Below are 10,828 nucleotides of genomic sequence, written 5' to 3'. Positions count from 1 at the left end.
AGCCGAAGGGGCGCGGCCGGTGTCGAGACCCCGCCCCCGCGGAGGCCGCGAGGAACGAGTGGTCGAGCACGGGCGTGGTCTCGACACCGGCTCACAGCGCCCCGGAGGCGAACCGAGCCTTGAAAAAAGGGGCGGTAAGTTGGCGGCGACCGTCAAAGGACTCAGGAGGGACGGCTGTGGCTGCTGATCTGTCGCAGATCGTGAAGGCGTACGACGTGCGCGGAGTGGTCCCCGACCAGTGGGACGAGACGCTCGCCGAACTCTTCGGCGCCGCCTTCGCCGAAGTCACCGGCGCCACCGCGATCGTCACCGGGCACGATATGCGCCCCTCCTCGCCCGGTCTGTCCGGCGCCTTCGCCCGCGGCGCCACCATCCGCGGCGCCGACGTCACCGAGATCGGCCTCTGCTCCACCGACCAGCTCTACTACGCCTCCGGTGCCCTCGGTCTGCCCGGCGCCATGTTCACCGCCTCCCACAACCCGGCCCGCTACAACGGCATCAAGATGTGCCGCGCCGGCGCCGCCCCCGTGGGACAGGACACCGGACTCGCCGACATCCGCGCCCTGGTGGAGAGTTGGGCCGAACACGGCGCGCCCGCCCCCGCCGCCACCCCCGGTACCCGCACCCCCCGCGACACCCTGCGCGACTACGCCGCCCATCTGCACTCCCTGGTCGACCTGAGCGGGATCCGCCGCCTCAAGGTCGTGGTCGACGCGGGCAACGGCATGGGCGGCCACACCGTGCCCACCGTCCTCGACGGCCTGCCCCTGGACGTAGTACCGCTCTACTTCGAACTCGACGGCACCTTCCCCCACCACGAGGCCAACCCACTCGACCCGGCCAACCTGGTCGACCTCCAGCAGCGGGTCCGCGCCGAGGGCGCCGACCTGGGCCTCGCCTTCGACGGCGACGCCGACCGCTGCTTCGTCGTGGACGAACACGGCGACGCCGTCTCCCCGTCCGCCGTCACCGCCCTCGTCGCCACCCGCGAACTCGCTCGCAACGGCGGCACCGGCACCGTCATCCACAACCTGATCACCTCCCAGGCGGTGCCCGAGGTCATCCGCGAGCACGGCGGCACCCCGGTACGCACCCGCGTCGGGCACTCCTTCATCAAGCAGGAGATGGCCCGCACCGGCGCCATCTTCGGCGGCGAGCACTCCGCCCACTACTACTTCGGCGACTTCTGGAACGCGGACACCGGAATGCTCGCCGCCCTCCACGTCCTCGCCGCCCTCGGCACCCAGCCCGCCCCCCTCTCCACCCTCGTCGCCCACTACGACCGGTACGCCGGCTCCGGTGAGATCAACTCCACCGTCGCCGACCAGGCAGGCCGCCTCACCGCCCTGCGCGCCGAGTACGGCGACCGCCCCGGCGTCACCCTCGACGAACTCGACGGCCTCACCGTGACCGCCGACGACTGGTGGTTCAACGTCCGCTCCTCCAACACCGAACCCCTCCTCCGCCTCAACGCCGAAGCCCGCGACACCGCCACCCTGCACCGCATCCGCGACGAGGTCCTCGCCCTCATCCGCGCCTGACCCCCGGCGGAGCCGAACCCGGGAGCCGGGGGACTTTCCGGGCACGCTCCGGCGCACCCGACCCCGGGGCACCGCCCACCCGCCCCGCGCTACGCTGACCAGGAAGATCCCCCATACCGCAGCGCCCCCGCACCGCAAGGGCACAGCGCCACCGAAAGGACCAGCCCATGCCGCTCGAAGCCGGCCTCCTGGAGATCCTCGCCTGCCCCGCCTGCCACGCCCCCCTCGAAGAGGCCGACGCCGAGCTCCGCTGCACCGGCGAGGAGTGCTCGCTCGCCTACCCGGTACGCGACGGCATCCCCGTCCTCCTCGTGGACGAGGCCCGCCGCCCCGCCTGACCCGAGAGCGAGCCGGGCGCCCCGGGACAGCGGCGGCCCCGCTCCCAGAACCAGCCGCGTACGGCGATCGGAGGCCGCCCGCCATGCTCGACGAATCGCTGCTCGACAACCCGGAGGCGCTCGGGCGCGAGGACCGGCGCGGGCTGCTGCGCGGCGCCGCCGAAGCCGGCGCCCGGGTCCGCACCGCACTACGGCACGCCACCGAGGCCGGAGTCACCGCACTCGAACCCGACGGCCGCCCCCGCGCCGTCCTCATCGCCGGGCCCGGCACCGCCGCCACCTGCGTCGCCGAACTCCTCGGTGAACTCGCCGGCGCCGGCTGCCCCGTGACCCGCCTCCACCCCACCGGCGTCGCCCCCGCCGCGGGCGCCCTGCGCTGGGCCATGCCCGGCTGGGCCGGCCCCGTCGACCTGCTGCTCATCGCCACCCCCGACGGCACCGAACCCGGCCTCGGCGTCCTCGCCGACCAGGCGTACCGGCGCGGCACCAGCCTCGTCGCGGTCTGCCCCGCGGACAGCCCCCTCACCCACTCCGTCACCGCTGCCCACGGCCTCACCGTCCCCATGGCCACCGCCCCCTACGAGCAGGACGAACCCGACGCGGCCGCCGCCCCCGGGGCACTCTGGGCGCTGCTCACCCCGCTCCTCGCCCTCCTCGACCGCACCGGCCTGCTCGAAGCCCCCGACGAGGCCCTGCACCGGGTCGCCGACCGCCTCGACAGCACCGCGGAACGCTGCGGCCCCGCCATCGCCACCTACGCCAACCCGGCCAAGACCCTCGCCGCGGAACTCGCCGACAGCCTCGCCCTGATCTGGACCGAGGGCCCCTCCGCGGGACCCGTCGGACGCCGCTTCGCCGCCGCACTCGCCGAGTTCGCCGGCCGCCCCGCGCTCGCCGCCGAACTCCCCGAAGCGCTCCCCGCCCACGGCACCCTCCTCACCAAGGCCCTCGCCGCGGGCGCCGACCCGGACGACTTCTTCCGGGACCGCGTCGAAGAGGCCCAGGCCCTCCGCGCCCGCGTCCTGCTGCTGCGGGACCAGACCGCCGGCGGACTCAGCGCCGCCCCCGCCGCCCGCGAACTCGCCCTCGGCCACGACACCGCCGTCAGCGAACTCGAACCCAAGGACGGCGCCGAACTCGAAACCCTCGCCGAGCTGATCGCCACCACGGATTTCGCCGCCGTTTACCTGGCCCTCGCCTCCGACGACCGATCATGAGGGCCTGACCCCGCGGCCCGTACCACCGACCCACCCGGCAGCCCGCGCAGCGCCGCACCCCGCCGCCCCACCACCCGCACCCCGCCCCACGGCACTCCCACGCCCGCCACCCCCAACTCCCGCCCCCGCAAAGCAGAACGCAAGGAACCCCATGGACCGCCTCGACAACACCATCCGGCCCTACGCCTGGGGCTCCACCACCGCCCTCCCGCACCTCCTCGGCACCGAACCCACCGGCGAACCACAGGCCGAGATGTGGATGGGCGCCCACCCCGGCGCCCCCTCCCACACCCCCCGCGGCCCCCTCGACACCGTCATCGCCGCCGACCCGGACCGCGAACTCGGCACCGCCACCACCGCCCGATTCGGCCCCCGCCTGCCCTTCCTGCTCAAACTCCTCGCCGCGGGCGCCCCCCTCTCCCTCCAGGTCCACCCCGACCTCGCCCAGGCCAGAGCCGGCCACGCCGACGAGGAACGCCGCGGCATCCCCCTCGACGCCCCCCACCGCACCTACAAGGACGCGAACCACAAACCCGAACTCATCTGCGCCCTCACCCCCTTCGACGGCCTCTGCGGCTTCCGCCGGCCCACCGCCACCGCCGACCTCCTCGACCGCCTCGGCGTCGACTCCCTCAAGCCCTATGTCGACCTGCTGCACGCCCACCCCGAGAGCGACGCCCTGCGCGAGGTCCTCACCGCCGTCCTCACCGCCGACCCCGCGGCCGTCGACACCACCGCCACCGAGACCGCCGCCGCCTGCACCCGCCTCGCCGCCGACCCCGCCACCCCCGGCGCCGCCCACTACGCCGCCTACGCCCAGATCGCCCGCCACCACCCCGGCGACCCCGGCGTCCTCGCCGCCATGCTCCTCAACCACGTACGACTCCAGCCCGGCGAAGCCCTCTACCTCGGCGCCGGCGTCCCGCACGCCTACCTCGGCGGACTCGGCGTCGAGATCATGGCCAACTCCGACAACGTGCTCCGCTGCGGCCTCACCCCCAAACACATCGACGTCCCCGAACTCCTGCGCATCGTCCGCTTCGAAGCCACCGACCCGGGCATCCTCCGCCCCACGGCCACCGCCGACGGCGAAGAGATCTACGCCACCCCCGCCGACGAGTTCCGCCTCTCCCGCCAGGCGCTGCCCGCCGACCCCGCCCGCACCCTCACCGCCGCCACCCCGCAGATCCTGCTCTGCACCGAAGGCACCGCGCACCTCGGCAGCGCCGAACTCACCCCCGGCCACTCCGTGTTCGTCCCCGCCGGCGAACCGGTCACCGCCACCGGCCCCGGCATCCTCTTCCGCGCCACCGTCCCAGCCTGACCCCCACCCCCCGCGCCACGCCCTGCAACAATGACCCACCGCACACTCCGGGCAGCAGCACAACCGGCCCCGGCGCACCGCCAACCACGTGACGCGACAGACCAGTTGGGAAAGGGACACCTCGACAGATGAGCGCAGCAGGAGGAACCAAGGCGATCGTGGCGGCGCTCAGCGCCAACCTCGCCATCGCCGTGTCCAAGTTCGTCGCCTTCTTCTTCAGCGGCTCCTCCTCGATGCTCGCGGAAGGCGTGCACTCCCTCGCCGACTCCGGCAACCAGTTCCTCCTCCTCATCGGCGGCCGCAGAGCCCAACGCGAAGCCACCCCCCAACACCCCTTCGGCTACGGCCGCGAGCGCTACATCTACGCCTTCCTCGTCTCCATCGTCCTCTTCTCCGTCGGCGGCATGTTCGCCGTCTACGAGGGCTACGAGAAGATCCGCCACCCGCACGAACTCACGCACTGGTACTGGCCGGTGGGCGTCCTGGTGTTCGCCGTCATCGCCGAGGGCTTCTCCTTCCGCACCGCCGTCAGGGAGTCCAACGGGCTGCGCGGCAACCTCAGTTGGACCGAGTTCATCCGCCGCGCCAAGGCACCCGAACTCCCCGTCGTCCTGCTGGAGGACTTCGGCGCCCTCATCGGCCTCGTCCTCGCCCTCGGCGGCGTCGGCCTCGCCGTCGCCACCGGCAACGGCGTCTGGGACGGCATCGGCACCGTCTGCATCGGCGTCCTCCTCATCGCCATCGCCCTGGTACTCGCCACCGAGACCAAGTCGCTGCTGCTCGGCGAATCCGCCGGCCCCGCCGAGGTCGCCCGCATCGAACAGGCCGCCGTCGACGGCGACACCGTCACCCGCGTCATCCACATGCGCACCCTCCACCTCGGCCCCGAGGAACTCCTCGTCGCCGCGAAGATCGCCGTCCGGCACGACGGCACCGCCCCCGAGATCGCCACCGCCATCGACGCCGCCGAGACCCGCATCCGCGAAGCCGTGCCCATCGCCCGCGTCATCTACCTCGAACCCGACATCTACCGCGCCTCCGAAGCCGCCCGCGGCCCCGACCCGGAGGCCACCCCCGGCGGCCCCGACCGCCACCCCGCCCCCGGCCACTGACAGCCACCGGCCGCCGGCCGCAAGCCGCCTCCGGGCCCCGGACGGGCCGGGGGCGGGCTGTGGCCGGACACCCGGAGCGGTGTAGATTCGCGACCACAGCCAGACGTCGCTGCTGATGGCGGTCGGGCGGCCGCACCACACGGCCGGCCGAGGGAGAGAGGGCCTCCGACGGACTGCGTTGCGCACCCGGGCACTCCCATGCCCGCCGTCGCGCCGACCAGCCGTACCCACCCTCGATCCGACGAGGAGCAGCACGTATGTCGACCACCGCACCCCGCCAGGACACCGCCGACTTCAAGGTCGCCGACCTGTCCCTGGCCGAGTTCGGCCGCAAGGAGATCTCCCTCGCCGAGCACGAGATGCCCGGCCTGATGGCCATCCGCGAGGAGTACGCAGCCGCGCAGCCCCTCGCCGGCGCCCGCATCACCGGCTCCCTGCACATGACCGTGCAGACCGCCGTCCTCATCGAGACCCTGGCCGCCCTCGGCGCCCAGGTCCGCTGGGCCTCCTGCAACATCTTCTCCACCCAGGACCACGCGGCCGCCGCCATCGCCGTCGGCCCCGAGGGCACCCCGGAGAACCCCCAGGGCATCCCCGTCTTCGCCTGGAAGGGCGAGACGCTGGAGGAGTACTGGTGGTGCACCGAGCAGGCCCTGACCTGGCCGGGCACCGAGACCGGCGGCCCCAACATGATCCTCGACGACGGCGGCGACGCCACCCTCCTCGTCCACAACGGCGTCGAGTACGAGAAGGCCGGCCAGGTCCCCGGCGTGGAGACCGCCACCAGCGACGAGCACCGCGTCATCCTCCAACTCCTGACCCGCACCCTCGCCGAGAACCCGAAGAAGTGGACCCGCCTCGCCTCCGAGATCCGCGGCGTCACCGAGGAGACCACCACCGGCGTCCACCGCCTCTACGAGATGCACCGCGACGGCACCCTGCTGTTCCCGGCGATCAACGTCAACGACGCGGTGACCAAGTCCAAGTTCGACAACAAGTACGGCTGCCGCCACTCCCTGGTCGACGGCATCAACCGCGCCACCGACACCCTCATCGGCGGCAAGACCGCCGTCGTGTGCGGCTACGGCGACGTCGGCAAGGGCTGCGCCGAATCCCTGCGCGGCCAGGGCGCCCGCGTCATCGTCACCGAGATCGACCCGATCTGCGCCCTCCAGGCCGCGATGGACGGATACCAGGTCGCCACCCTCGACGACGTCGTGGAGACCGCCGACATCTTCGTCACCACGACCGGCAACAAGGACATCATCATGGCCTCCGACATGGCCCGGATGAAGCACCAGGCCATCGTCGGGAACATCGGCCACTTCGACAACGAGATCGACATGGCCGGCCTCGCCAAGATCGACGGCATCGTCAAGGACGAGGTGAAGCCCCAGGTCCACACCTGGACCTTCACCGACGGCAAGAAGATCATCGTGCTCTCCGAAGGCCGCCTGCTGAACCTCGGCAACGCGACCGGGCACCCCTCCTTCGTCATGTCGAACTCCTTCGCCGACCAGACCCTGGCCCAGATCGAGCTGTTCACCAAGCCCGACGAGTACCCGACCGACGTGTACGTACTGCCCAAGCACCTGGACGAGAAGGTCGCCCGGCTGCACCTGGACGCCCTGGGCGTGAGGCTCACCCGCCTCCGCCCCGAGCAGGCCGCGTACATCGGCGTCGAGGTCGAAGGCCCGTACAAGCCGGACCACTACCGGTACTGACCGGCACCACTACCGGTACCGCCCGGCACCTCGGGCACCGCACGGCCGCCGGGACCGGTCCCACCGATCCCGGCACCGCACCGGTCCCGTCCGCCGAGGCCGACTTCGGGCAGGCCCCCGCACCCCCGTGCCGGGGGCCTGCCCCGTCAGCCCCTCCCCGCACCGGACATCCGGCGAAGGGAAGTCAATCCACCCGTCCGAGCCGCCAACCGCCCTACAGCCGGCCGGACTTACCCGCAGCCCACACCCCCGCACCCCAGCCCCCGGAGACCGCAGGACCCGTCGGAAAGCTCAGGACCACCCATGCCGCGCGGCCGCTATTCGCTCCACGACCCCCACGACCACACCCCCCTCGGAGAGGAACATTTCCACTGCGCCCCCGGCCCCTCCGGCTGGCGCTACGTCTCCCAACTGACCTTCCCCTCCGGCGATCACCGCGGCTCCACCGACCTCACCCTGGACGAACTGGGCCGCCCCATCCGCCTCGAACTGCACGCCGGCGGCTGGCAGATCCGCGCCGGCGCCCTGGACGGCGTCACCTGGGTACGCACCGACCCCGCCGGGGAACACGCCGTCGAGGGCAACGCCCCCGCCCACGCCTTCACCGGCACCTCCCCCGCCTTCCTCGTCGCCGTCTCCCGGCTGCTGCGACTCACTCCCGCGTCCCCCTCCACCCGTGTCCGCCTCGTGTGCTTCACCGATCCGGTGCTGGCACCCCGCACCCTCGACCAGTCCTGGTCACTGCTGAAGAGCCAAGCACACGCCACTGACAACGGCCCCCTCATCGTGGACGAGTACCAGGTCACAGCCCTGGACACCGGCGAACAGCACACCGTCCACCTCACCGGCGACGTCGTCCTCGCCGCCCCCGGAATCGAACTGGAAGACCTGGAATCACCCCCCTCCGCCTTCCCCACCTGAACCGGGGAGGGGGCCATCACATCCGGGCCGACTCAGGACGGCGGAGCGAACCCGGTACGCCGAGGCGAGGACGATTCCCCCGGCCCACCCGACGCCTCCGGGAGAGCCGCCGGCACCTGCGCCCCCGCCCCTCCCGACGGCGCCCCTCCCGACGGCGCCACCCACGACGAACCCGCGCCCGACGCCCCCGCCACCCCAACCCCAACCCCGGCCCCGGAACCACCGGCACCCGCACCAAGCCCCCCGCCCCCGAACGCGATCCGCGCGTCCCGGGCCTGCCGCTCATGCACCACCGCCGCCAGATACACCGCAGGCGGCACCCCCGGCGGCACCGGCGCCCCCGTACGGGCGGCCAGGTCCCCGGCCAACCGCGCCGCCATCGACCAGCCGACCTGCGGATCCAGTTGCCCCATCCGCGTCAGGCACTGCCGCACCGCCAGCCACAGCCCCTCCGGCACCCCCGACAGATCCGCCGCCGCGAACCGCTCCGCCAGCCACGGCGGCGGCAGCGGAACCGCCCCCGCCCTCCCCGCCGGTACCCGCTCCCGCACCACCAGCGTCCCCGCCAGCACATCGCCGATCCGGCGCCCGTGCTCGGAGACCAGCGAGGCGGTGGCCGCGATCACCCCGGTGGTCAGCAGGATCTCCACCACACCCACCGCACCCCGCACCAGCGCATGACGGAACCGGATCGGCCCCCCGTCGTCCCGCACCACCCGCAGCCCGAAGGCCAGCTTGCCCAGCGACCGCCCGTGCGACAGCGTCTCCACCGCGATCGGCCCGCCGACCAGCAGCAGCAGAAAAGCCGCCACCGAGATCGCCGCGGTCGCCGCCTCGTCCAGCGAGGACGTCGCCGAGTACAGCCCCACCAGCACCGCGATGAACACGGTGAACGTCACCAGCAGATCCAGCGCCGCCGCCAGAATGCGAGTCGGCAGCTTCGCGGGGAGCAGCTCCAGCTCCACCGCCTCCCCCGTCACCAGCTCACTCATCGACTCACCAGCCCGTTCGTCCGCCCGCCCGGAAACCATCGGCAGACCCGTTCCCGAGCCCCCGAACGCCAGTCTGCCAAGCTGGCCTTCCCCACGCGCGAGCCCGCCCCCACCCGACCGAGACGCGCCGCAGCCAGCAAGAGCGAAGAGCACAAGAACAAAAGAAGCGAAGAGCAGAGGAGCAGCAGGCCCCATGGATCTGGACGTCTTCGTCTCCGCCCACCAGGACGACTGGGCCCGCCTGGACGCACTCCTGCGCCGCCGCCGACGCCTCACCGGCGCCGAGACCGACGAACTCGTCACCCTCTACCAGCGCGCCGCCACCCACCTCTCCGTGATCCGCTCCAGCAGCCCCGACCCCCAGCTCATCGGCCGCCTCACCCGCCTCGTCGCCCGCGCCCGCAGCGTGGTGACAGGCACCCGGCAGGCCTCCTGGCGCGACATCACCGCCTTCCTCACCCGCGGCTTCCCCGCAGCCGTCTACCGCAGCCGCCACTGGTGGGTGCCCACCGCCCTCGTCTCGACAGCCGTCGCCGCCCTCATCGGCTGGTGGATCGCCACCCACCCCGAAGTCCGGGCCTCCATCGCCACCCCCACGGCACTCCGCGAGATGACCCGCCCCGGCGGCCAGTACGAGACGTACTACTCCAGCCACCCCGCGGCCTCCTTCGCCGCCCAGGTATGGACGAACAACGCCCAGGCCGCCGCACTCTGCCTCACCCTCGGCGCCTTCCTCTGCCTGCCCGTGGTCTGGATCCTCTTCCAGAACATGGCCAACGTGGGCCTCGGCATAGGACTCATGGCGTCCGTCGGCCGGCTCGACACCTTCCTCGGCCTGATCCTCCCGCACGGCCTCCTCGAACTCACCGCCGTCTTCGTCGCCGCGGGAACCGGCCTGCGACTCGGCTGGACCCTCATCGACCCCGGCCCCCGCCCGCGCCGCACCGCTCTCGCCGAGGAGGGCCGCGCAGCCATAGCCATGGCCATCGGCCTGGCCCTCGTCCTCCTCGTCTCCGGCGCCATAGAAGGCTTCGTCACCCCCTCGGGCCTCCCCACCTGGGCCCGCATCACCATCGGCATCACCGCCGAACTGGCCTTCCTCACCTACGTATACGTCCTCGGCGGCCGAGCGGTACGAGCCGGCGAGACCGGCGACCTGGCTGAAGCGGAACGCAGCGCTCAAGTCCCCCTCGCAGCCTGATGTGCATCGCGCCCGATCCACCTGCTAGTCTCCTGACCGCCCCGGAAACGCTGTTGACGCAGTGATGACGGGGAGGTAGATTTGAACAGCTGCCTGGAGCCGGACAGGTTCGCAGGCGAAGGTTGAGAATCCATCAGTCTCCAGGGCTCGGTCCCGAGCGAGACACACTTCCCGAACCACCATCTGAGAAATGACGCCGGTAAATGCCGGAAGAAATCTCTGATAAAGTCGGGTCCGCCGAAAGGCAAAAGGCCTTCCAACGGCCACCGGATACGAATTCCACCGGAAACGGAACGGAAAAAGAATCTGGTAAGGTTGGAAACACCGAAGGGAACACCCGGAGGAAAGCCCGAGAGTATCTAATGCTTGGGTGAGTACGATGGAAGTGTCCGTTCCTTGAGAACTCAACAGCGTGCCAAAAGTCAACGCCAGATATGTTGATACCCCGACTCGCGCAC

Annotated in this window: 9 protein-coding genes; 8 read left to right on the top strand and 1 reads right to left on the bottom strand. The window is 72.1% G+C overall.

Features of this window, described 5'->3' with window-relative positions:
• Window positions 1-176 precede the first annotated feature (176 nt).
• From ACFVST_RS28665 to ACFVST_RS28635, 7 genes are all read left to right on the top strand, one after another.
• Window positions 177-1,541 carry a phosphomannomutase/phosphoglucomutase gene (locus ACFVST_RS28665; protein WP_390156508.1) on the top strand — a complete coding sequence of 455 codons (1,365 nt, stop codon included), beginning with the start codon at window positions 177-179 and terminating at the stop codon, window positions 1,539-1,541.
• Window positions 1,542-1,708: 167 nt separating this feature from the next.
• A complete protein-coding gene (locus ACFVST_RS28660) occupies window positions 1,709-1,879 on the top strand; it encodes a Trm112 family protein (RefSeq protein ID WP_390156507.1) in 171 nt (56 codons plus the stop codon).
• A gap of 83 nt (window positions 1,880-1,962) precedes the next feature.
• Window positions 1,963-3,096: an SIS domain-containing protein gene (locus tag ACFVST_RS28655; protein ID WP_390156506.1), complete on the top strand. Its 1,134-nt coding sequence runs from the start codon at window positions 1,963-1,965 to the stop codon at window positions 3,094-3,096.
• Window positions 3,097-3,247: 151 nt separating this feature from the next.
• The gene (gene manA / locus ACFVST_RS28650; protein ID WP_390156505.1) at window positions 3,248-4,420 is read left to right on the top strand and encodes a mannose-6-phosphate isomerase, class I; all 1,173 of its coding nucleotides are present in this window, start codon (window positions 3,248-3,250) and stop codon (window positions 4,418-4,420) included.
• 128 nt (window positions 4,421-4,548) lie between these two features.
• Complete coding sequence (locus tag ACFVST_RS28645) at window positions 4,549-5,532, top strand: cation diffusion facilitator family transporter (RefSeq protein WP_390156504.1); 984 nt, start codon at window positions 4,549-4,551, stop codon at window positions 5,530-5,532.
• Between the two features lie 257 nt (window positions 5,533-5,789).
• Window positions 5,790-7,256 (top strand): adenosylhomocysteinase, encoded by a 1,467-nt coding sequence (ahcY, locus tag ACFVST_RS28640; protein WP_390156503.1) that lies wholly within the window; start codon window positions 5,790-5,792, stop codon window positions 7,254-7,256.
• A gap of 303 nt (window positions 7,257-7,559) precedes the next feature.
• Window positions 7,560-8,177: a hypothetical protein gene (locus tag ACFVST_RS28635; RefSeq protein WP_390156502.1), complete on the top strand. Its 618-nt coding sequence runs from the start codon at window positions 7,560-7,562 to the stop codon at window positions 8,175-8,177.
• A 32-nt stretch (window positions 8,178-8,209) separates the two neighbouring features.
• On the opposite strand, the gene ACFVST_RS28630 is transcribed toward ACFVST_RS28635, so the two are convergent.
• Window positions 8,210-9,169, bottom strand: a complete 960-nt coding sequence (locus ACFVST_RS28630) for an RDD family protein (RefSeq protein WP_390156501.1) — start codon at window positions 9,167-9,169, stop codon at window positions 8,210-8,212.
• Between the two features lie 193 nt (window positions 9,170-9,362).
• On the opposite strand from ACFVST_RS28630, the gene ACFVST_RS28625 reads away from it, so the two are divergent.
• Window positions 9,363-10,370, top strand: coding sequence for a stage II sporulation protein M (locus tag ACFVST_RS28625; RefSeq protein ID WP_390156500.1), 1,008 nt, complete (start codon window positions 9,363-9,365; stop codon window positions 10,368-10,370).
• The last annotated feature ends 458 nt before the right edge of the window (window positions 10,371-10,828 follow it).

The organism is Streptomyces sp. NPDC058045 (assembly GCF_042885635.1).
Classification (GTDB): domain Bacteria; phylum Actinomycetota; class Actinomycetes; order Streptomycetales; family Streptomycetaceae; genus Streptomyces.
Note: the sequence above shows the minus strand (reverse complement) of the source record. Positions and strands in the feature narration are given on the sequence as shown.

Coding starts and splice junctions, on each gene's coding strand:
- ACFVST_RS28660 (WP_390156507.1), top strand. CDS start 1,709: ATGCCGCTCGAAGCCGGCCTCCTGGAGATCCTCGCCTGCCCCGCCTGC.
- ACFVST_RS28655 (WP_390156506.1), top strand. CDS start 1,963: ATGCTCGACGAATCGCTGCTCGACAACCCGGAGGCGCTCGGGCGCGAG.
- manA (WP_390156505.1), top strand. CDS start 3,248: ATGGACCGCCTCGACAACACCATCCGGCCCTACGCCTGGGGCTCCACC.
- ACFVST_RS28645 (WP_390156504.1), top strand. CDS start 4,549: ATGAGCGCAGCAGGAGGAACCAAGGCGATCGTGGCGGCGCTCAGCGCC.
- ahcY (WP_390156503.1), top strand. CDS start 5,790: ATGTCGACCACCGCACCCCGCCAGGACACCGCCGACTTCAAGGTCGCC.
- ACFVST_RS28635 (WP_390156502.1), top strand. CDS start 7,560: ATGCCGCGCGGCCGCTATTCGCTCCACGACCCCCACGACCACACCCCC.
- ACFVST_RS28630 (WP_390156501.1), bottom strand. CDS start 9,169: ATGAGTGAGCTGGTGACGGGGGAGGCGGTGGAGCTGGAGCTGCTCCCC.
- ACFVST_RS28625 (WP_390156500.1), top strand. CDS start 9,363: ATGGATCTGGACGTCTTCGTCTCCGCCCACCAGGACGACTGGGCCCGC.